The organism is Streptomyces roseochromogenus subsp. oscitans DS 12.976 (genome assembly GCF_000497445.1).
GTDB classification, from domain to species: Bacteria; Actinomycetota; Actinomycetes; order Streptomycetales; family Streptomycetaceae; genus Streptomyces; species Streptomyces oscitans.
Window position 1 is genome coordinate 1,446,830 of record NZ_CM002285.1, and the last position, 20,599, is coordinate 1,467,428.

Genomic DNA, 20,599 nt, shown 5'->3' on the forward strand with positions numbered 1-20,599 from the left:
CGACCGCGGCCGCGATCGGTACGCTCTCCCGGCCCGGCGCCCGGCCGGGCCTCCGGCACGCGACGGCGTCCGGTTTCGCCTCCGGTGTCGCCTCGGCACTGACGCAGACGGTGACCGTGGCGGCGACGGACCGCACGGGCCCGCCGCTGAGCACCGAGGTGATCGTGGTCGCCGTGCTGGTCGCCGCGTTCGCCGTCGGCGGGCTGCTGCTGTCGCAGACCGCCTACCGGGGCGGCCTCGGCGCACCGCTGGCCGTGGTCACCCTCGCCAACCCGGTGGCCGCGGCGGTGATCGGCCTCACCCTGCTCGGCCAGGGGCTGCGGGGTGGCCCGGCCGGTGTGCTGCTGGCCCTCGCCGGAGCGGGCCTGGCCTCCCGCGGTGTGGTCCTGCTCACCCGGGTCACACCAGGGGTCGTACCAGTGCCGGTGGACCAGGTGGACGAGGACGAGGACCACCCCGTGGCCGCGGTCCTGGCCCTGGAACCGGGTACGGCGACCAGCGAACCGGCCCTGGTGCCACGCAGGCCGGAACAGTCACTGGTGCCACGGCAGCCGCAACAGCCGCTGGTCCCGAGGCAGCCGGAGCTGCCGGGACACCTCACCTCACGGTGAGAACACACGGCGGCCGGTGCGCATCCCTCGCGCACCGGCCGCCGTCGCCGTACTCCCCCGTCGGGGCCCGCTCAGTTCCAGCCCCGTGAGTCCTGCTTGAGAGCGGTGTCGACGGTCAGGGCCGTCGCCACCACGAGGCTCAGCAGCGGCTCGGGCAGCTGGTAGTGGATCTGCAGGACATAGTTGTCCGCGGTCGTGAAGAGCGTCTTGGCCAGGCCCTCCCAGGTCTTGGTGATCCGGGCGACCTCGTTGTCCGCGTGGTCGACGATCGCGAAGTTCCACGCCCGCCAGTTCTCCGCCTTGATCGCGCCGACCTGCTGGCCGTTCGCGTTCATCGCGAAGTTGATCTTCCCGATCATGTTCTGCTGGACGATCTCACCGACGGTCGAGCCGTCCGGGCGCGTCACGACGACCCTGGACTTGAAGAACTTCGCGGGCCGGGTCAGCAGCAGCTGCGGCTGGCCGTAGGCATCGCGGATCTCCAGCTTGTGGGTCATGAACTGGTCGAGGCTGGAGACGAATCGGAAGATCTTCTTCAGCGCGCCCTGCCCGACCTCGGTGACCGACCCGATGTCCCGGCCGTGCTGATCCATGACCTTGTACTCGTTGGTCAGCTCGATCAGCTTGGCCTTCTGGTTCACGACCAGGACGGGCTCGGTGAAGAGGGTGCCGCCGCCGGGGCCGCCGGCCGCGACCCCGGCCTGCTGCTGCACCTGGCGCTGCACCTTGGGGTCGGCGGCCGGCGCCTGCGGCGCGCCGTAGTGCTGAGGAGCGACCGGCTGCTGGGGAAGGACCGGCTGCTGCGGCACCTGACCGGCTGGCGCCTGCTCCGGGTTCGTGTGCTGGGTCCACTGCGCGCCGTCCCAGTAGCGCAGCGTCTGCGGCGCTCCGTGCGGATCCGGGTACCAGCCTGCAGGAGTGTTCGATTGCGTGGTCACCGAGGCACACTACCTTGATGTGACCGGTACCTGACCAGTCCGCACGGAGCGCTGTTCATCGCTCGTTCACTCCGCGGCGATCGCCGGGTCGCTGACGCCGGGAAGCCCGTTCTCCACGTGGCCGGCGAAGCCGCGCAGGAACGCCGGGTCGGCGTCGCAGGTGACCGTCACGTCGTACCAGCGCTTGCTCGCGGTGAGGTCGACGGTGTGCTTGACGGTCGCGCCGGGCCGTACGGTGACGGTGACCGGCCGGCCACCGTAGCCGTTCACCACCTTCAACTTCACGGTGCCGGAACCCTTGTTGGCGAAGGTGAGTTCCAGGTGGTCGCCGACGTGCCGGGCGGTCGCCTCCGGTCCGGCGGTCTTGCCCTTGCCCTTGAAGACGCGCAGGAAGCCGTTGGGTCCGTGCACGGCGAGGTCGTGGGTGCCGCCGGAGTAGACCGAGTTCCAGGCGTCGGAGAGGGACTTGCCGGCCTCGGTGGTGTAGGTCCAGGGGCCGTCGGTGCGGTTGCCGGAGGTCACGAGGAAGGCGGCGCCCGCGTGGGCCCCCGAGGCGAACGTGAGCGTGAGCTTGCCGGTCGAGGTGTCCGCGGAGGCGTCCACCAGCGGGGCGTACTTCAGCGGACGGGTGGGCCGGTGGCCGCGCTCCTGCTTGGGCAGCGAGGGGTTGGCGGGCGGCTTCGGCACGTAGTCGGGGTGCCGGTTGTGGTCCGGCGGCTGGTAGCCGGCCGTGGACGGCAGCGCGACCGGCTTGGTGTCCTTGCGGGAGAAGTCGAAGGCGGTGGTCAGATCGCCGGTGATGGCGCGGCGCCAGGGCGAGATGTTCGGCTCGTGCACACCGAAGCGGCTCTCGATGAACCGGATGATCGAGGTGTGGTCGAGGGTCTCGGAGCAGACGTAGCCGCCCTTGCTCCACGGGGAGACGACGAGCATCGGCACCCGCTGGCCGAGGCCGTAGGCGCCGGCGACATGGCCGGCGTCGCCCTTGAACAGGTCGAGCGAGGCGTCCAGGGTCGACTTGCCCTGGGCACCGGAGGCCGGCGGGAAGGGCGGGACGACGTGGTCGAAGAAGCCGTCGTTCTCGTCGTAGGTGATGAACAGCGCGGTCTTGGCCCAGACGTCCGGGTCGGCGGTGAGCGCGTCCAGGACCTGGGAGACATACCAGGCGCCGTAGTTGGCGGGCCAGTTGGGGTGCTCGGTGAAGGCCTCGGGGGCGACGACCCAGGAGACCTGCGGCAGCTTGCCGGCCTTGACGTCGGCCTTCAGCTGGTCGAAGAAGCCCTCGCCCTTCTTGGCGTCGGTGCCGGTGCGGGCCTTGTCGTACAGGGCGTCACCGGGCTTGGCATCGCGGTACTGGTTGAAGTAGAGGAGCGAGTTGTCGCCGTAGTTGCCACGGTAGGCGTCCTGGATCCAGCCCCAGGAGCCGTTCGCGTCGAGGCCGTCGCCGATGTCCTGGTAGATCTTCCAGGAGACCCCGGCCTTCTCCAGCCGCTCGGGGTACGTCGTCCAGCCGTAGCCCTTCTCGTCGTTGCCGAGGACCGGGCCGCCGCCCTTGCCGTCGTTGCCGACGTACCCCGTCCACATGTAGTAGCGGTTGGGGTCGGTGGAGCCCATGAACGAGCAGTGGTAGGCGTCGCAGAGGGTGAAGGCGTCGGCGAGCGCGTAGTGGAACGGTATGTCCTTGCGGGTCAGGTACGCCATGGTCGTGGTGCCCTTGGCCGGCACCCACTTGTCATACTTGCCGTCGTTGAAGGCCGCATGTGTGTCGTTCCAGCCGTGCGGCAGGTCCTGGATGAAGGCGAGGCCCAGGTCGTCGGCGTCGGGGTGGAAGGGCAGGATGTCCTTCGTGCCGTCGGACTGCTTCCAGACGGACTTCCCGTTCTGCGAGACGGAGCGGGGGTCGCCGAAGCCGCGGACGCCGCGAAGCGTGCCGAAGTAGTGGTCGAAGGATCGGTTCTCCTGCATGAGGACGACGATGTGCTCGACGTCCTTGACCGTCCCGGTGCGATGGTGCGCGGGCAGGGCGGCGGCGCGCTGGATGCTGCTGTTCAGCGCGGTGAACGCCGTGGTGGCGCCCGCGAGTTGGAGGAAGCGGCGCCGGTTGACTTCGGCCATGGGTCTGAGGGTCCTCTCGTCCTGACGTACGTGATGCCGTCGTGATGCCGTGCGAATGACGGAATCTGCGCGGTGCGAGTGTTCCAAGAGCAACAAACGTCAGGGAAGGGCCTGGTGGCATCTGTGTGAAACCCAACGGTCGGCGCGGTGCGAGCAACCGCTTGCACGAGGCCTTCCGTCTGACGGAAGTTGGCGTTGCGCGCCGTACGGCGTCTCCCGACGATGTGGCCACCACCCACGGACGGGAGCCGCAGCCATGCCACATATGACCGCTTTTGCCAGGAATCAGTGGTACGTCGCCGCCTACAGCGAGGAGATCGGGCGCGAGCTGCTCGGCCGGACGATCCTCGGGGAACCGCTCGTCTTCTACCGCGCGGAGGAGGACGGCACCCCGGTCGCCCTGCACGACCGGTGCGTGCACCGCCGCTACCCGCTCTCCGCGAGCGGCCTGGACGGGGACCGGATCGTCTGCGGCTACCACGGTTTCACCTACGACCGCACCGGCACCTGTGTGTACGTGCCGGGCCAGAAACGTGTCCCGCGCACCGCGCGCGTCGCCGCCTACCCGGTCGCGGAACAGGACTCGCTGGTCTGGGTGTGGGTCGGCGACCCTGCGCTCGCCGACCCGGACACGATCCCGCGGGCCCGGCACCTCGACTCCCCCGGCTGGACCACCGTACGCGGCATGGAACCGATCGACGCCGACTACGGCCTGCTCGTCGACAACCTCCTCGACCTGTCCCACGAGACATATCTGCACGGCGGCCACATCGGCACCCCCGAGGTCGCCGAGACGCCCATCACCACAGAGGTGGACGAGGGCGCGGGCGTGGTCCGGGTCAGCCGGCACATGGCCGACGCCGAGTGCCCGCCCTTCTACGCCCGCTCGACCGGGATCGCGGGCCGGATCACCCGCCGGCAGGACATCGAGTACCACGCGCCATGTCTGTATCTGCTGCACAGCCGGATCGCGCCGGTGGGCGCCGCCCCGGAGCCGGACGGCGGCGACCCGCACGGCTTCCACACCGAGATCACCTATGCCATCACCCCGTCGACGGGCGGCACGGTGTACGACTTCTGGGCGGTGTCCCGGGACTGGGCGACGGACGACGCCGAGGTGACCGAGTTCCTGCGGGCCAACAACCACACGGTGGTCATGCAGGACGTGGACGCGCTCAACCTGCTGCAGCGCACCCTCGGCACCGAACGCACCGGGTACCAGGAGCTGAGCATCGACATCGACTCCGGCGGTCTGGCCGCCCGGCGCATCCTGGCCCGGCTGGTCGAGGAGGGCGACAAGCCGGCCGAGGGGGTCCGGTGAGCCCCGGCATCGGCGACGACAGCGAAGGGGCCGTACCGTGAGCGAACTCGAACTCGTCGTAAAAGCCAGGGAGTTCGCTGCCGAAGAGGTACTGGCCCTGACACTGCGCGATCCGCTGGGCCGTGCGCTGCCCGACTGGGAGCCCGGCGCCCATGTGGATCTGCTGCTCGGGCCGGGCCTGGAGCGCCAGTACTCGCTGTGCGGCGATCCGGCGGACCGGTCGGCGTGGCGGATCGCGGTACTGCGCGAACCGGCGGGGCGCGGAGGCTCGGCCCGCGTCCACGAGCAGCTGGGCGAGGGCGGGAAGGTACGGGTGCGCGGGCCGCGCAACCACTTCCGGCTGGAGCCCGCGCCCCGCTACCGGTTCCTCGCCGGCGGCATCGGCATCACGCCGATCCTGCCGATGCTGGCGGCGGCCGAGCGGTCCGGCGCCGAGTGGACCCTGCTCTACGGCGGACGGACCCGCTCGTCCATGGCGTTCACCGGAGAACTGGCGCGCTACGGCGACAGGGTCACCCTCGCCCCGCAGGACGCGACCGGTCTGCTCGATCTGGACCCGGTGCTGGCCGGTCTTCCCGACGGCACCCTGGTGTACTGCTGCGGTCCCGGCCCGCTGCTGGACGCCGTCGAGGAGCGCTGCCCGGCCGGAGCACTGCGGATCGAGCGCTTCCGGCCGAAAGACCAACAGGCTTCCATGGACATGGAGTTCGAGGTCGTGCTCGCCCGCAGCGGCCGTACCGTCCCCGTCCCGCCGGACGTGTCCGTGCTGGACGCGGCGCGCGCCGCCGGGGTCGAGGTGCTGTACTCCTGCACGGAGGGGACGTGCGGCACCTGCGAGACGGACGTGCTGGAGGGCGCCCCGGAGCACCGGGACTCGGTCCTCACCGAGGAGGAGCGGGCCGCGGGCGACACGATGATGATCTGTGTGTCCCGGTGCCGGGGCGCCCGTATCGTGCTGGACCTGTGAGGCGGGACCGGCTCAGGACGTCAGGTACGCCTCCACCTCACTGAACTGCCCCGCCGGCCAGCCCGTGTTGGCGCTGACGGTGAGGCGGAGGTAGCGCAGGTCGGTGCTGCTCGGCAGCGGGACGGTGGCGGTGTTGCCGGTGGCCGGGTCGAAGCGGTACCCCTGGGAGCCGGCGACGGTGGAGTAGTTCGAGCCGTCGGTGCTGCCGAGCACGGTGATGGTCTGGGTGCGGGCGCCCCAGGCCGGGGACGGGGGCAGCTTCAGCACCAGCCGGCGCACGGCGTAGGACGAGCCGAGGTCGACCGTCCAGGACTGCGGGAAGGCGTTGTTGGTCGACTCCCAGTAGGAGTTGGCGTCACCGTCGACCGCGTTGCCGGGCGTGTACACGTCCTGGGAACCCGTCGCACTGGCCGGTCGGCCCTTGGCGAGGTTGCGGTTCGGGTCGGGAGCGGGGTTGCCCTGGCCGGGCTGGGGCCAGGTGGAGCAGTCCGACCAGGTGCTGTTCCAGCCGGAGTTGCCGCCGTTGTCGGTGAGGGTGAAGGAGCCGGAGTTCGCCGGGTAGGGGCAGTTGTAGACGCCGGCGGCGCCGACCTGAGCGGCGGTGACGTTCTTGAAGGCGGCCGCGCCCTGTGCCTCGGCCTGGACGACGACCGTACCGGTGTTCCGCACGGTCGCACCGGTCACGTTGACGTTCCGCACCGCGTATCCGTGCCCGCCGCCGGAGACGAACTCGAAGGCGCTGTAGGGGCTGTCGGTGATCGTGGTGTTGGTGATGTTGACGGTCGCGTCGATGGCGCTGTCGTAGGAGTCGACCCGCAGCGCGCCCATCGGGTGGTTCCAGTTGGGGTTCATCGCGCCGGTGCGCACCAGGGTGTTGCCGTCGACCGTGATGGTGCCGGAGAGCGGGGAGAAGGGGTCGAGGAACTTCTGGTTGGAGATCGCGATACCGCTGCCGAGGGCGTTGGTGTCGGAGATCAGGTTGTTCTTCACCGAGAGGTCGGTGCCGCCGTAGATTGCGATGCCGTTGGCCAGGTTGGGCTGCGAGATCGTGTTGTTCTCGAAGCTGGAGTTCGTGTCCGGTGAGTACAGCGACCACATGGCGAGGGCGTCGTCGCCCTGGTTGCGCAGGAAGTTGTTACGGACGACGACGCCCTTGGCGGTGCCGTTGAGGTTGATGCCGTCGGCGGTGGTGTCGAGGATGCGGTTGTTCTCCACGACCAGGTTGTCGTCGTTGCCCATCAGCCACATGCCGCACTTCATGTGCTGGATCCACATGCCGGAGACGGACGAGTTGGGGCCGAGCGAGCCGTTGACGAAGTTGTCGGGGTTGGAGTCGACGCGCTCGGTGACCTCGCCGATGACGGCGAAGTCCTTGATGTGGACGTTCCCGGAGGAGCTGGACTGGTCGATGAAGCGGGAGGTGTGCACGACCGAGTACCAGCTGCCGGCGCCCTGGAGGGTGACGTTCTGTACGCCGTTCAGGGAGGAGGTGATGCGGTAGTCGCCGGGCGGGATCCACACCGTTCCGCCCTGGGCGGCGGCGATGGCGTCACGGAAGGCCTGGGTGGAGTCGCCGGCCCCGGTGGGGTCGGCACCCTCGGACACGACGGACACCGAGCCGGCGGGCTGGGAGGCGGCGGCCGCGACCTGCTCGAAGTCGGCCACGTCGACGGTGACCTGGGTGCCGGTCGACTCGAAGGCGACCTTGTCGCCCGCCTGGATGTTCTGGCCGAGCATCAGGCGAGCGTCGTCGAAGAAGTGATGCTGCTTGGCTCCGGGGATCCAGCCGGTGTCGATGTAGGAGTACTTGGAGGTGACGGTCAGGGTCTTCGCGAGCTTGACCCCGTTGACGTACACGTTGAGCGTGCCGGACTGGCCGTCGGGGACGCTGTAGGAGACGTTCACGGCGTTGGCGGCCTGGGGCGCCGTGAACTCGACGCGCTGTCCGGAGGCGAGGCGCACGGCCTGCCGTCCGGAGGCCTCGGAGGCGAGCGTGCCCTGGGTGTAATCGGGGCCGATCTTGGTGCCGGTGGTGGTCGCCGACTCCGCCTCCACCGAGGTGAAGGGGAGGCTGGCGCCGACGGCCGCGTGGGCGGCGGGCGCGACGGCGACGAGCATGCCGGCAGCGAGGGCCACAGCGGCCGCAATGGCGGGCATGGCCTGTACGGTTGGCATGTTTGCCATGTTCCTGACATATCTGACCGTGGTGCTCTGCATGTTTCTGATCCCTTCGGGGTGGGGTGCGGGGATGGCGCGGTGCGTCGGCGGCTCAGCTCCGCAGCCAGGCCGCCGTGTCCTGCGGCAGTCGGCCCTCGTCGTCCAACAGGCCGCTGGAGAGCAAGAGTTGGGAGTGCCGGGGAAACTCGGCGGGGGTGGGCGCGAGGTTGACGATGCAGGTCACGCCCTCGGCGCGGGTGAAGGCGAGGACGCCCTCGGGGGTGGGCAACCAGGTCAGCGGGCAAACGCCGAAGAGGGGGCGGGCGGCGATGGCCTGGCGGTAGAGGGTGAGCATGGAGTCCGGGTCGTTCCGCTGCCGGTCGACTGCATACGATGCCCAGTGGGCCGGCTGCGGCAGCCATGGCTCCTGCTGTGAACCGAATCCCGCATACGGCATATCGGCGGCCCACGGCAGCGGTACCCGGCATCCGTCCCGGCCGGGGTCGACTCCATGCGACCGGAAGTACATCGGATCCTGTATGCGGTCGACCGGGATCTCGGCCTCCGGCAACCCCAGCTCCTCCCCCTGGTACAGGTACACCGCACCGGGCAGCGCCAGCGACAGCAGGGCGGCGGCCCGCGCCCGCCGGGTGCCGAGTGCCAGGTCCGTCGGGGTGCCGAAGGCTCTGGTGGCGAAGTCGAAGCCGGTGTCCGCGCGCCCGTAGCGGGTGACCGTGCGGGTGACGTCGTGGTTGCAGAGCACCCAGGTGGCCGGGGCGCCGACGGGGGCGTGCTGGGCGAGAGTGGCGTCGACGGCGGCGCGCAGCCGGGCGGCGTCCCAGGGGCAGGACAGAAAGGAGAAGTTGAAGGCGGTGTGGAGCTCGTCGGGGCGCAGATAGCGGGCGAAGCGTTCGGCGTCGGGGAGCCAGACCTCGCCGACGAAGACACCGTCGTAGGCGTCGGCCACGCGCCGCCAGGCGCGGTAGATTCCGTGGAGTTCGTCGCGGTCGACGAACGGGTGCGGCTCGGGGTGCCCGGAGAGGTCGGGCAGGTCCGGGTCCTTGGCGAGCAGGGCCGCGGAGTCGATGCGGACACCGGCGACACCGCGTTCGAACCAGAAGCGCAGGATGTCCTCGTGTTCCTGGCGCACCGCCGGGTGGGCCCAGTTGAGGTCCGGCTGCTCGGGCGTGAACAGGTGCAGGTACCAGTCGCCGTCGGCGAGGCGCGTCCAGACCGGTTCGCCGGAACCGACGAACTGGGACGGCCAGTCGGTGGGCGGGAGTTCGCCGTGCGCACCGCGCCCGGGCCGGAAGTGGAACAGCTCGCGCTCGGGGCTGCCGGGCCCGGCGGCGAGCGCGGCCCGGAACCACGGGTGCTGGTCGGAGACGTGGTTGGGCACGATGTCGACGATGGTCCGGATACCCAGCTCGCGCGCCTCGGCGATGAGTTTCTCGGCCTCGGCGAGAGTACCGAAGACCGGGTCGATGGCGCGGTAGTCGGCGACGTCGTAGCCGCCGTCCTTCATGGGCGACAGGTACCAGGGGCTGAACCACAGGGCGTCCACGCCGAGTTCGGCGAGATACGGCAGCCGGGCTCGGACGCCGGCGAGGTCGCCGGTTCCGTCGCCGTCGCCGTCCGCGAAGCTGCGGACGTAGACCTGGTAGATGACGGCCGAGCGCCACCAGTCGCGGTCCTTGCGGGCATAGGCGGGCTGTCCCACGGAGCTTGACCTTTCTGTGAGGCGGTGCGGCGCCTTAGGCGAGGCGGTGCGGTGCGTCAGCCTTTGGTGCTGTCCGCGCTGATCCCGGCGATGATGTGCCGCTGGAAGACGAGGAACAGCGCCACCATCGGGATGCTCGCGATCACCATCGCGGCGATGAGCACGGTGAGCTGGATGTTCTGCGACAGCTGGACCAGGGCCACGCTGATGGGCTGCTCGTCGGTGTCGGAGAAGACCATCAGCGGCCACAGGAAGTCCTGCCAGACGGCGACCAGCGCGAAGATCGACACCACGCCGAGGACCGGCCGGGACATGGGCAGCACCACCGACCAAAGGATGCGCAGCTTGCCGGCGCCGTCGATCTCGGCGGCCGCCAGCACATCGCGCGGCAGCTGGTCGAAGAACCGTTTGAGCAGGTAGAGGTTGAAGGCGTTGGCAACGGCCGGCAGCCAGATGCCGAGGGGGTCGTTCAGCAGGCTGGTGTGGATCAGCGGGAGGTCGGCGGCCGTCAGGTACTTGGGTACGACCAGCGCCTGCGCCGGGACCATCAGGGTGGCCAGGATGCCGCCGAGGATCACCTTGCCGAAGGCCGGCCGCAGCTTGGACAGGGCGTAGGCGGCGGCCGTGCAGAACACCAGCTGGAACGCCCAGGCGCCGGCGGCCTGTACGACGGTGTTGCACAGGTGCCGAGGGAGCTGCATCAGGTCCCAGGCGTCGGTGTAGCCGCCGAGGTGCCAGTGGTGCGGGAGGAGGGTGGGCGGGGTCTGGGCCACCTCGTCGGGGGACTTCATCGCGCCGGTCACCATCCAGTAGACGGGGAAGAGGAAGGCGAGCGCGAAGAGGACGACGACGGCCGTGAACACCGTCCAGTAGATCGCCTTGCCGCGCGGGCGGGCGAGGGCGGCCGGGGAGATCAGGGTGCGGGTGCTGCTCATGCGGTGTCCCCCTCGGTGCGGGTGAGCCGCAGATAGAGGGCGGAGAACGCGCCGAGCAGGACCAGGAGCATGACGCTGAGGGCGCAGGCGCCGCCGAAGTCGTTGTAGAGGAAGGCGTATTTGTAGATGAGGTAGAGGACGGTCACCGTGGCGTTCTCCGGGCCGCCGCCGGTGATGACGAACGGTTCGGTGAACACCTGCATGGTGGCGATGATCTGAAGGAGCATCAGCATCAGGATCACGAACCGGGTCTGCGGGACCGTGACATGCCTGACGCGCTGGAGCAGGTTCGCGCCGTCCAGTTCGGCGGCCTCGTACAGCTCGCCCGGGATGGACTGCAGGGCGGCGAGGTAGATCAGGACGGTGCCGCCCATGTTGGCCCAGGTCGCCACGATCACCAGGGAGATGAGCGCGGTGCCGGTGCCGTTGGACCAGTTGGACGTCGGCAGGTGCAGGAAGCGCAGCGTCTCGTTGGCGAGGCCGGCTCCGGGGTCGTAGAACCACTTCCACAGCAGGGCGCTGACCACCGGCGGGATCATCACCGGCAGGTAGACCACGACTCGGAAGAACGCCTTGGCGTGCCGTAGTTCGCCCAGGACGAGGGCGAGCAGGAAGGGGATCGCGAAGCCGGCGAGCAGGGCCAGCAGGGTGAAGGTGAGGGTGTTGCGCCAGGCCGCGCCGAACTCGGGGTCGTGCAGGACGCGGGTGAAGTTGGCGGTGCCGGCCCACTGGGGATGCGAGCCGGGCGTGTACTTCTGGAAGGCGATGACGACCGCGCGGATCGCCGGGTACCAGGAGAACAGGGCGAAGCAGACGAGGCCGCCGAGGAGGAAGGCGTAGGCGCGGGCCTGGTCGGCGAGGCGGCGCCGCCTCCGGCCCCCTGCCGGGGGCGGCGCCGGGACCAGGGGGACGGCGGCCTTTGTCACGCGCTGCTGCCCGGCCGTCTTCGTCATCGCGGTCAGCTCCGGGCCAGGATGCTGTCGATCTTGCCGGACGCGTCCTTGAGGAGCTGGTCCGGGTCGGCGTCCTTCTTGGTGAGGACGGCGGAGACGACGCTGTCGAGGACGGAGTAGATCTGCTGGGCGTCCGGCGGCTCGATCTTCATCGTCAGCTGCTGGTTGCCGTCGAGGAATGCCTGGTAGTTGCCCACCGGGACATTGGCGTTGGCCTTCTTGACCTGCTGATCCTTGGCGTCGGCGGCGCCGGTGAACAGGCGCGGCTCGGGCAGGCCGACGGGGGCGTGGTACTTCTTGGCACGGGCGTAGTCGCCGAGGAAGCCCGATCCGGGGGTGAGGAACATGTGGTCGAGCCACTTCAGGCCGGCCCGGATCTGGGCCGGCGTGTCGCGCTTGTCGAACATGTAGCCGTCGCCGCCGATGAGAGTGGCCTTGCCGCCGGGCATGGGGCCGATGGCGATGTCGTCGTAGTTCGCGCCCTTCTCCTTGACCAGGATCGGGATGTTGTCGGGGGCGGCGAGATACATGCCGAGCCTGCCCGAACCCATCATCTGCTGCGCGTCGTTGATGACGAGCAGCTGCTTGCTGCCCATGGAGTTGTCGGTCCACCGCATGTCGTGCAGGTTCTGCAGGACGGCGTGGCCCTCGGGGGTGTCGATGGTGGCCTTCTTGCCGTCCGCGCCGACCACGTCGCCGCCCTGGGAGTACAGCTCGGCGGTGAAGTGCCAGCCGCCCTGGTTCTGGGCGCTGTAGTCGGCGTAGCCGACGGTGCCGTTGCCGAGGGCGGCGATCTTCTTGGCGTCGGCGCGGACCTCGTCCCAGGTGGTGGGGGGCTTGTCGGAGTCGAGGCCGGCCTTCTGAAACAGGGTGCGGTTGTAGATCAGCCCCATGCTGTATCCGGTACGCGGGACGCCGTAGACCTTTCCGTCCACTGTGTAGATGTCCCGCAGCTGCTTCTGGATGGTGTCGTAGGACTTCAACTCCCTCAGATACGGCGTGAGATCGGCCGCCTGGTTGATGTCCACGACGTGCTTGGCGTCGGTGAAGTACGTGTAGAAGACGTCTTCCATCTGACCGCCGGCAAGCTTGGCGTCGAAGGTCTTCGGGTCCTGGCAGGGGAAGGCGTCGTGCGCGACGACGTCGATGTCCGGGTTCTGCTTCGCGAAGGAGGCGATGTCCTCCTCGAAGAACGCGCGGTCGGCCTGGGCGCTCCTGGGCGGCTCGCAGTTGACGGTGATGCGCGTCTTGCCGCTCGCCGAGCCGTCGCCGCCCGCGCCGCAGGCGGTGGCGGCCAGAGCGAGCGAGGAACAGACGCCGATCGCGACGAAGGTACGGCGGAACCCGGTACTTCTCACGGTGGACCCCCTGATGGGCACTCATGGCAGGAGCGGTGGGCGCCGCACACTCAAGCACCGCCGACATCAGGGTGCAAGATGTCGTGCAGAAACTGCAATTATTTGACAGTCGGCCGGATCTTCCCGCCCTCAGCCGCGCGGATCCTCTCGCCCTCAGCCGCGCGGGGCTTGCGCGGTGGATCCGCGCACCACCAGCTCGGGCTCGAACAGCAGCTCCTCGGCGGGTACGGCGGTGCCGCCGATCTGCGCGTTCAGGAGCTCGACGGCCGCGCGGCCCATGGCCTCGATGGGCTGGCGGACGGTGGTCAGCGGGGGTTCGGTGCAGTTCATGAACGCCGAGTCGTCATAGCCGACGACGGAGATCCGGCCCGGGATGTCGTACCCCTTGCGGCGCGCGGCCCTGATCGCGCCGAGCGCCAGGGGGTCGCTGGCGCAGATGATGCCGGTGACACCCCGGTCGATCAGCCGGGACGCGGCCGCGTGACCGCCCTCGATGGAGAAGATCGCGCGGGCGACGAAGTCCACCGGCAGGTCACCGGCGATCGCCCGCGCGGCGGCCAGCTTGCGCGCCGAGGGCACATGGTCGCCGGGGCCGAGGACGAGCCCGATGCGCTCGTGGCCGAGGGAGGCCAGATGCCGCCACGCCTGCTCGACGGCGACGGCGTCGTCACAGGACACGCCCGGGAAACCGAGGTCCTCGATGGCCGCGTTGACCAGTACGACGGGGATGTTGCGCTCGGCGAGGGCCCGGTAGTGGTCGTGCGGGGCGTCCGCCTGCGCGTACAGGCCGCCGGCGAAGACGACGCCAGAGACCTGCTGTTGCAGCAGCAGCTCGACGTAGTCCGCCTCCGAGACGCCGCCCTTGGTCTGTGTGCACAGCACCGGGGTGAGCCCGAGCTGGGCGAGCGCGCCACCGATGACCTCGGCGAACGCCGGGAAGATGGGGTTCTGCAGCTCCGGCAGGACCAGGCCGACGAGCCGGGCGCGTTCCCCGCGCAGCTGGGTGGGGCGCTCGTAGCCGAGGACGTCGAGGGCTGTCAGCACCGCCTGCCGGGTGGCGTCGGAGACCCCGGGCTTGCCGTTGAGCACCCGGCTGACCGTGGCCTCGCTGACCCCGACCTTCTTGGCCACTTCCGCAAGTCGTCGCGTCATGCGCGCAAGAGTAGCGCAAGTGATGCAAGTCGCTTGCGTAAGGGTGCGTGCGTAAGCACACGACCTCAGGCGTGGGCACTCGGCTTCGGAGTGAGTGGGGTGCGTCTCCGACCCGGCGCCGCCGGCGACCTGAACGCCGGCGGTGCCGGGTCAGTCCTGGGGGGCCCGGACGACCGTGAGGTGCCCCGTCGTACCCCGCGGCACCCGGGGCCGGTGCTGGCGGCGTGCGGGCGCGGCGGGGCGGCGGTTCTCGCGCAGGACCAGCGACAGGCGCCGGTAGCCCAGCTCCCGCAGGATCTCGGGCGTCTCCTCGACGATGCGGCACTCGGTGGGGCCACGGCGCGGGTCGGGGTGGAACAGCAGCCGGACGGCCCCGTCGAGCCGGGTCGCGCTCTCGCCGACGGCCCGGATCCAGTGCGGCAGGCCCTGCCGGTAGGCGGCCTCCATGAGCGGGTCCTGGGCGATGTCGCGGCGGACCGCCTGGAGTTCGGGGTCATGACCGTACGTCTCCAGGGCGGACCTCAGGTGGGCGAGCATCGGCAGGCACCAGCCCTGCTCGTGCTCGCCGAGGACGTCGCCCGCGTCCGGGTGGAACAGGACGAACCGCAGGAAGTTGTCCCCGGGCATGGCCGTCGCCTGCGGGCGCACCCCGCGGAAAAGTGTCTCGAACGCGCGGTTGGCCATGACCACGTCCCAGCGGTGGTCGACGACCAGGGACGGACAGGCGAGGGCGTCCAGCAGGACGGCGTAGTCCTGGAGGTACGCCTGGCTCTCGCAGGTCTCGGGGACGGGCCGCGGTGCCGGCCGCTGCCCTCCTGCCTGATGTGCCATCGGGAGGTCACCCCTCTTGCCTCTGCGGCCTTCACGCGGCTCTGCGATCCTGCGGCTCGCGACGAGCGCGTGTCAACTATCGTGGCATTTCGTGCCCGTTGACGGCTGAAATTCGCCACAGTTGTGGCGACACCTGGATGTGAGTTCGAGGCACCCGCTACTCTCCGGGAAGTTCACGGCGATCGCCCGTGAGAATGTGAAGTACGGACGCATCTGAAGCCCTTGAGAGACGTAGGAGTTCTGTCGGTGACGGATGGCTACGAGGATCCGGGCGCCACGGCGACCGCCCAGCTGCCGGCCGTCGTCGCCCGCGTCGCCGCGCTCGCCGACCGGCTCGGCGTGGCGCAGGCCGAGGTCTTCGACGTGGGGCGGCTCTCCGTGGCCTGTGGTGTCCCGGAGGCGGTGGTCAAGGCCCTGCTCGCCGGCCGGCCGGCGGGCGAACCGGACGTCCAGGCGCGCTTTCTGCAGCGCCTGGGTCTGCTGCGGCGCACCCGGCTGAAACCCAACGGCCGCAAGTACACGCAGCAGGAGATCGCCGACGGCGCGGGCATGTCCCGGCAGCAGGCCGGCGCGCTCATCAACGGCGACCGGCGGCCCACCATGGAGCACTGCGACGCGCTGCAGCGCTTCTTCCGGGTGCACGCCGGGTTCCTGACCGCGGAGGACCCCGAGGCGCTGGCGGGCGCGCTGCAGCGCACCGAGCAGGAGCTGCTGCAGAAGCTCGCCGACCGGGAGCGGGCCGCCGCAGGGGCCGCCCAGGATCCGCTGGAGCGGCTGCTGCAGGACCACGGGGTGCGCGGTATAGCGTGGCGGGCCGCGCAGTTGCCCACCGACCAGCACCGGGACAAGGTCGCCGAATGGCTCGACATGCTCCTGGAGAGCGTCAAGCGGCCCGAGTCGTGAGCCGGGGGAGGACTGTGGGCATCGGCAGGGACATGCGCCGGCTGTGCAACGAGCTGGTGGGCGGGCTGAAGCTGTCCGCGCCGGCGCCACCGCGGGAGCTGTACCGCGCGCTGTGCGACACGATGGGCCGCCGCCGCGGCCGCCCGGTGCACTTCCGTGCGGCCGCCTTCCCGCCGGGAACCGCGAGCGGACTGTGGCTGGACCTGAGCGACCGCGACCTCGTCGTGGTGGAGGAACGCACCGCGCCCGACCATCAGTTGGTGATCCTCGGACACGAGCTGTGGCACATGCAGGCCGACCACCGCGGACACCATGTCGACGGCATCGGGGTCGCCACGCGGCTGGTGCAGGACGACACCGACCAGGACGCGCTGCAAGCCACGGTGCAGCGGGTCGCGGCCCGGACCCGCTTCGACCTCGCCGAGGAGCGCGCGGCCGAGACCTTCGGCCTGCTGCTGGCCAGCAAGTGCCGTACCTGGCTGGCCGGTTCGGCCCTGCGGGTCCCGGTGCTGCGCGACGACGTGGCCGGCCGGATCGAGGCCTCCCTGGGGTATCCGGGGGCGCAGGGCTGACCTGAGAACCTGTGTCACCCCCCCCGGTCGGATCAGCCCGCGGCGTCCGGGGGTCCCCCGCTCGAGCGGAGCCAGGGATGTGACACAGGCTCTGCGGGGGGCGCACCCACGCGGCGGATCTGGGGTCGTCCCGGCCACCCCTAAGGCCCTCATCAGGAGGTTTCGCCTCCGCTGAGCGGGCGATCCGGTGCGGACCCGAAGGGCGTTGTCAGTGGTGAGCGGCAAGCTGGAGGGTGCGCCGCAGCGCGCGTGACCGTGACGCCTACTCGGGGAGAGCCGACCGATGCCCACCGCCGTACTGACCGACCGTGAGCGCACCGCCGTACAGGCCTATCTGCGGCTGCTGCACACCGTGCGCGCCGCCTTCGACGGCCCACCGGACGGCGGCCGGCCCTCCGTGGTGCCGCCCGCCGTGCTGGCCGAGGCGGAGCAGGCTCTGGCGCGGGCGGGTCTCGCGGGCAACGAGGCGGAGTTCTTCCGTCTGCTGCGCGACTGGTGCCCGCCGGCGTGACCCGCTGAGCCGCGTGCCGCGAACCGCCGCGGCCAGGACTCCAGGGCTACGGGACGACCACGGCGGTGGCGACCAGTCCGTCGCGTACGATCCACCGGCCGTCGAAGGCCTGGAGCCGGCGGTCGCCGACCCGGGGCCCGGGGACGAGAAGCTCGGCGCGCAGGGTGCCGTACGGCTCGTCGCCGGGGCCCGGGTGGAGGGTGATGTCGGCCTCGGAGAAGTCCAGCCACGCACGGGTGAGCGGGAACCACGCCTTGTAGACGGACTCCTTGGCGCTGAACAGGATCCGGTCCCAGTGCACGGCCGGCTGCCGGCGGGCGAGCCGGGCGAGCCGCTCGGTCTCGGCGGGCAGGAAGACGGAGGGGCCGACGCCTTCAGGGAGCGGGCCGTGCGGTTCGGTGTCGATGCCGAGGGAGACCGGCTCGCCGGCGCGGGCCAGGGCGGCGGCGCAGAAGTCGTCGCAGTGGGTCATGCTGCCGATCAGGCCGTCCGGCCAGCGCGGTGCGCCCCGCTCGCCGGTGACCACCGGCTGCGCCGGCACGCCGAGCTTCTCCATGGCGCGCCGGGCGCAGCCACGTACAGCGGCGAACTCGCGGCGGCGCTTGTCCACCGCCCGCTCGACGATCGCCGCCTCCTCGGGGTAGAGCGGGGCGTCCCACAGCGGGTCGTCAGCGTGTGCCTCCACGACCACGACCGACTCCGGGAGCAGCTCCTCGATCACCGGGTTCGACCTCCATCGGCAGGATGCGGCGCAGCCTGCCCGGCGGGTCCGGACGCTTGCGCCATTCTCGGGGATAGCCTACGGAGACCTCTTCGAAGCGGACTCCGTCGTGCCAGGTGGTGCGCGGGATGTGCAGATGGCCGTAGACCATGGTCGCGACCGGGAAGCGCCGGTGCCAGTCTGCGGTCAGCAGGGTGCCGCACCACATGGCGAACTCGGGGTGCCACAGCACCTCGGTGGGGTGCCGGTGCAGCGGATAGTGGTTGACCGGTACGACGGGCAGGTCCGCGGGCAGCTCGGCGAGCCTGCGCTCGGTCTCGGCGACCCGTGCCCGGCACCAGGCGTCGCGGCTCGGGTAGGGGTCGGGGTGCAGCAGGTACTCGTCGTTGCAGACGATGCCCGTGCTCTCCGCGTAGGCCAGGCCCTCGGCCTTGGTGGCGCAGCCGGGCGGCAGGTACGAGTAGTCGTACAGCAGGAACAGCGGGGCGACGGCGACCGGGCCGCCGGGGCCCTGCCACACCGGGTAGGGGTCCTCGGGGGTGACGACGCCCAGCTCGCGGCAGAGCTCGACCAGGTGGTCGTAGCGGGCGACGCCGCGCAGGGTGACGGGGTCCTTCGGGTGGGTCCACAGCTCGTGGTTGCCCGGGGCCCACACGACCTTGCGGAAGCGGGCCGAGAGCTTTTCGAGGGTCCAGCGGATGTCGGCGACCGTCTCGGCGATGTCACCGGCCACGAGCAGCCAGTCCTCGTCGCTCGTGGGCCGCATCTCCTCGACCAGGGCGCGGTTCTCCGGATAGCTGATGTGCAGGTCGCTGATGGCCAGCAGCTGCCCGGCCCCGGCCCCAGACTCCACCCCACGCCCCTTCCGGTGATCCTCTGCCGGGACCACAAGAACACATTCCCGGACACCCGACAAGTGGCGTCTGGCGGTGCGTCACGTTCCGGCCGAGCACGGGTGGCCGAAGGCTTCAGGAGCCGTCTGGGCAGCCGCCAGGAATCCGTAACATCCGCGTTGCACGCGCGGGCTCTTGAAAGCCGTATGATCGCCCCGACACCGACACCCCAACCTCCCTTTCGCAGGGGTTGTTTGGTGTCCCTTCCTTCCTCCTGCCCGGGCACGGGCCGCCGAGCCCTGCCCGAAAACCGTGAAAGGCGGCTTGCATGCTCTCTCGCGTACGCGTCTGGCTCAATCGCACGTACGCGGAGAACGTGTTCTTCATGGATCAGCTGCGCAGAAATCCCAGCGATCGCGCCGTGGAGATCCATGCCACGCACGGGGACCCCGACTCCCCCGTGCTGGCCGCCGCCGACACCGCCGATCTGGAGCCGGAGGGCCTGTCCCCGGCCGCGTACGTCGAGTACGCCCTGGACCAGTGCGTCCGGCGCGGCATCGACGTGTTCGTGCCCCGGCTGCACCAGGCGGCGCTCGTCGCGCACCGCGCGGAGTTCGCGGCGGCCGGTACGGCGCTGCTGGCGCCGACCGCCGAGGCGGTGGCCGTGTTCGAGGACAAGGCGATCGCGTACGAGGCGGTCCGCTCGGTCGGTGTCCCGGTGCCGCCGTGGTGGCGGGTGCGCTCGGCCGACGAACTCCTCGCCGCTGTTGAGGAGTTGGAGGCGGCCGGGCACAAGGCGTGCTTCAAGCCGGCGGCCGGTGCCGGCGGGGTCGGCTTCCGGATGATCACCCGTTCCCCGTTCTCGCTGGCCGGCCTCGACGGGTTCCCGAGCCCGTACGTCCAGCTGGATCTGGTCGTCGAGGCGCTGCGGCGGGCCGGGCAGCCGGTGGACTGGCTGGTGATGCCGCGCCTGGAGCAGCCCGAGGTGTCGGTCGACTGCCTGACCGGCCCGGACAATCTGCTGCGGCTCGCGGTGGGCCGCACCAAGAACGGCCGGCGGCGCGGCTTCACCCTGGACGAGCGGTGGCTGGAACCGGCCCGGCTGATCGCGGAGGGCTTCGGGCTGCACCACCTGTCCAACATCCAGTTCCGGATGCTCGGGGACCGGCCGGTGCTGCTCGACGTCAACACGAGGCCCTCCGGGGGCTTGCACCAGCTGTCACTGTGCGGGGTGAACGTGCCGTGGGCGGCCGTGCGGTTGGCGCTGGGTGAGGATCCGGGGGTGATCGAGCCGCCGTTCCTGGGGCAGGACTACACGGTGGTGTCGGGGCCGCGGTCTCTGTTGCCCGTGCCCGCGGGGGTTCCTCGGCAGCGGGAGGCGGGGATCGCCGTTCCGACGGTGCCTGTGCAGGCGGCTTCGGCGGTGGAGGCCCTGCCGCTCTAGGCCGTGGCCCGAGTACGGGTCCGTTCGCGGTTCCTCGCGCAGACCCCCGCGCCCCCAGATGAGCCGTCTCACCGGGATGGACCAGTCGGCGGCGTCAGCGGCGGCGGGTTCCCGCTCCGGGGGAGATTTTTTCGTCGGGGTGGAATCGGGGTGTATCAGAGCGCGGCCCCGGTGCTCTCCATAACGGCACCGGAGAACCCGCGGGGGGGGCGAACGGGGGATGCCACGGGGGAACGGGTCGGTCGGTCGCGGTCACGGGGGGCGACCGACCGGCCCGGCGTGGTCTCGCGGGGCCTCGCGGCGGCCGGGTTCAGTAACCCCAGAACCGGTCTGTCTCCGCCAGGCGCGGCGGGAGTTCCGTCACCGGGCCGCCTGCCGGGCGGGCTGGATGCGGCCGTTCCTGATCGTGCCGGACCAGTCCCCGAACCGGGCCGGCAGGTGCCTGCCGTGCTCCTTGCTGCCGCAGTCGAGCATCGTGGGCTCCCAGGGCACTCCGAGGTACGCGCACTACCCACGCATCCCGCGCTCCGGCTCGGCCGTGAGCTGTTCGTACGTGA

17 protein-coding genes and 1 pseudogene are annotated in these 20,599 nt (G+C 70.6%); 7 read left to right on the top strand and 11 right to left on the bottom strand.

Annotation, left to right across the window (positions count from 1 at the left end):
* Nucleotides 1–611, top strand: a pseudogene (locus tag M878_RS56525) (hypothetical protein); the annotation flags it as partial.
* Nucleotides 612–682: 71 nt separating this feature from the next.
* Here the strand turns inward: M878_RS56525 and M878_RS56530 are convergent.
* Both M878_RS56530 and M878_RS56535 read right to left on the bottom strand, forming a co-directional pair.
* A complete protein-coding gene (locus M878_RS56530) occupies nt 683–1,549 on the bottom strand; it encodes an LURP-one-related family protein (protein WP_023545365.1) in 867 nt (288 codons plus the stop codon).
* A 66-nt stretch (nt 1,550–1,615) separates the two neighbouring features.
* Nucleotides 1,616–3,664 (bottom strand): phosphocholine-specific phospholipase C, encoded by a 2,049-nt coding sequence (locus M878_RS56535; protein ID WP_023545366.1) that lies wholly within the window; start codon nt 3,662–3,664, stop codon nt 1,616–1,618.
* Between the two features lie 256 nt (nt 3,665–3,920).
* On the opposite strand from M878_RS56535, the gene M878_RS56540 reads away from it, so the two are divergent.
* Both M878_RS56540 and M878_RS56545 read left to right on the top strand, forming a co-directional pair.
* Nucleotides 3,921–4,985 carry an aromatic ring-hydroxylating oxygenase subunit alpha gene (locus M878_RS56540; RefSeq protein WP_031224309.1) on the top strand — a complete coding sequence of 355 codons (1,065 nt, stop codon included), beginning with the start codon at nt 3,921–3,923 and terminating at the stop codon, nt 4,983–4,985.
* A 37-nt stretch (nt 4,986–5,022) separates the two neighbouring features.
* Nucleotides 5,023–5,952 carry a PDR/VanB family oxidoreductase gene (locus tag M878_RS56545; RefSeq protein WP_023545368.1) on the top strand — a complete coding sequence of 310 codons (930 nt, stop codon included), beginning with the start codon at nt 5,023–5,025 and terminating at the stop codon, nt 5,950–5,952.
* Nucleotides 5,953–5,964: 12 nt separating this feature from the next.
* On the opposite strand, the gene M878_RS56550 is transcribed toward M878_RS56545, so the two are convergent.
* The 7 genes from M878_RS56550 to M878_RS56580 form a co-directional block, all read right to left on the bottom strand.
* Nucleotides 5,965–8,109, bottom strand: a complete 2,145-nt coding sequence (locus M878_RS56550; RefSeq protein WP_023545369.1) for a galactose-binding domain-containing protein — start codon at nt 8,107–8,109, stop codon at nt 5,965–5,967.
* 112 nt (nt 8,110–8,221) lie between these two features.
* Complete coding sequence (locus tag M878_RS56555) at nt 8,222–9,829, bottom strand: glycoside hydrolase family 13 protein (protein WP_023545370.1); 1,608 nt, start codon at nt 9,827–9,829, stop codon at nt 8,222–8,224.
* 56 nt (nt 9,830–9,885) lie between these two features.
* Nucleotides 9,886–10,764 carry a carbohydrate ABC transporter permease gene (locus tag M878_RS56560; protein ID WP_023545371.1) on the bottom strand — a complete coding sequence of 293 codons (879 nt, stop codon included), beginning with the start codon at nt 10,762–10,764 and terminating at the stop codon, nt 9,886–9,888.
* Nucleotides 10,761–11,717, bottom strand: a complete 957-nt coding sequence (locus M878_RS56565) for a carbohydrate ABC transporter permease (protein ID WP_023545372.1) — start codon at nt 11,715–11,717, stop codon at nt 10,761–10,763. Before M878_RS56565 ends, M878_RS56560 begins: the two co-directional genes overlap by 4 nt.
* A gap of 5 nt (nt 11,718–11,722) precedes the next feature.
* Complete coding sequence (locus M878_RS56570; protein ID WP_023545373.1) at nt 11,723–13,075, bottom strand: ABC transporter substrate-binding protein; 1,353 nt, start codon at nt 13,073–13,075, stop codon at nt 11,723–11,725.
* A gap of 153 nt (nt 13,076–13,228) precedes the next feature.
* Nucleotides 13,229–14,227 carry a LacI family DNA-binding transcriptional regulator gene (locus tag M878_RS56575; protein WP_031224313.1) on the bottom strand — a complete coding sequence of 333 codons (999 nt, stop codon included), beginning with the start codon at nt 14,225–14,227 and terminating at the stop codon, nt 13,229–13,231.
* 150 nt (nt 14,228–14,377) lie between these two features.
* Nucleotides 14,378–15,058, bottom strand: coding sequence for an MmyB family transcriptional regulator (locus M878_RS56580; RefSeq protein WP_023545375.1), 681 nt, complete (start codon nt 15,056–15,058; stop codon nt 14,378–14,380).
* Nucleotides 15,059–15,304: 246 nt separating this feature from the next.
* Between M878_RS56580 and M878_RS56585 the strand changes: the two genes are divergently transcribed.
* From M878_RS56585 to M878_RS56595, 3 genes are all read left to right on the top strand, one after another.
* A complete protein-coding gene (locus M878_RS56585; protein ID WP_023545376.1) occupies nt 15,305–15,961 on the top strand; it encodes a helix-turn-helix domain-containing protein in 657 nt (218 codons plus the stop codon).
* Nucleotides 15,962–15,993: 32 nt separating this feature from the next.
* A complete protein-coding gene (locus M878_RS56590) occupies nt 15,994–16,533 on the top strand; it encodes a toxin-antitoxin system, toxin component (RefSeq protein WP_078630581.1) in 540 nt (179 codons plus the stop codon).
* 283 nt (nt 16,534–16,816) lie between these two features.
* Nucleotides 16,817–17,044 carry a hypothetical protein gene (locus M878_RS56595; protein WP_023545378.1) on the top strand — a complete coding sequence of 76 codons (228 nt, stop codon included), beginning with the start codon at nt 16,817–16,819 and terminating at the stop codon, nt 17,042–17,044.
* A 46-nt stretch (nt 17,045–17,090) separates the two neighbouring features.
* Here M878_RS56595 and M878_RS56600 read toward each other — a convergent pair whose 3' ends face one another.
* Both M878_RS56600 and M878_RS56605 read right to left on the bottom strand, forming a co-directional pair.
* Complete coding sequence (locus M878_RS56600) at nt 17,091–17,765, bottom strand: 4'-phosphopantetheinyl transferase family protein (RefSeq protein ID WP_023545379.1); 675 nt, start codon at nt 17,763–17,765, stop codon at nt 17,091–17,093.
* Nucleotides 17,713–18,618 carry a metallophosphoesterase family protein gene (locus M878_RS56605; protein WP_023545380.1) on the bottom strand — a complete coding sequence of 302 codons (906 nt, stop codon included), beginning with the start codon at nt 18,616–18,618 and terminating at the stop codon, nt 17,713–17,715. The genes M878_RS56600 and M878_RS56605 overlap by 53 nt, the downstream gene beginning before the upstream one ends.
* A 308-nt stretch (nt 18,619–18,926) precedes the next feature.
* On the opposite strand from M878_RS56605, the gene M878_RS56610 reads away from it, so the two are divergent.
* Nucleotides 18,927–20,042, top strand: a complete 1,116-nt coding sequence (locus M878_RS56610) for an ATP-grasp domain-containing protein (RefSeq protein WP_023545381.1) — start codon at nt 18,927–18,929, stop codon at nt 20,040–20,042.
* Nucleotides 20,043–20,599 lie beyond the last annotated feature (557 nt).

Coding starts and splice junctions, on each gene's coding strand:
- M878_RS56535 (WP_023545366.1), bottom strand. CDS start 3,664: ATGGCCGAAGTCAACCGGCGCCGCTTCCTCCAACTCGCGGGCGCCACC.
- M878_RS56540 (WP_031224309.1), top strand. CDS start 3,921: ATGCCACATATGACCGCTTTTGCCAGGAATCAGTGGTACGTCGCCGCC.
- M878_RS56550 (WP_023545369.1), bottom strand. CDS start 8,109: ATGCCCGCCATTGCGGCCGCTGTGGCCCTCGCTGCCGGCATGCTCGTC.
- M878_RS56560 (WP_023545371.1), bottom strand. CDS start 10,764: ATGAGCAGCACCCGCACCCTGATCTCCCCGGCCGCCCTCGCCCGCCCG.
- M878_RS56565 (WP_023545372.1), bottom strand. CDS start 11,717: ATGACGAAGACGGCCGGGCAGCAGCGCGTGACAAAGGCCGCCGTCCCC.
- M878_RS56575 (WP_031224313.1), bottom strand. CDS start 14,227: ATGACGCGACGACTTGCGGAAGTGGCCAAGAAGGTCGGGGTCAGCGAG.
- M878_RS56580 (WP_023545375.1), bottom strand. CDS start 15,058: ATGGCACATCAGGCAGGAGGGCAGCGGCCGGCACCGCGGCCCGTCCCC.
- M878_RS56590 (WP_078630581.1), top strand. CDS start 15,994: ATGCGCCGGCTGTGCAACGAGCTGGTGGGCGGGCTGAAGCTGTCCGCG.
- M878_RS56595 (WP_023545378.1), top strand. CDS start 16,817: ATGCCCACCGCCGTACTGACCGACCGTGAGCGCACCGCCGTACAGGCC.
- M878_RS56610 (WP_023545381.1), top strand. CDS start 18,927: ATGCTCTCTCGCGTACGCGTCTGGCTCAATCGCACGTACGCGGAGAAC.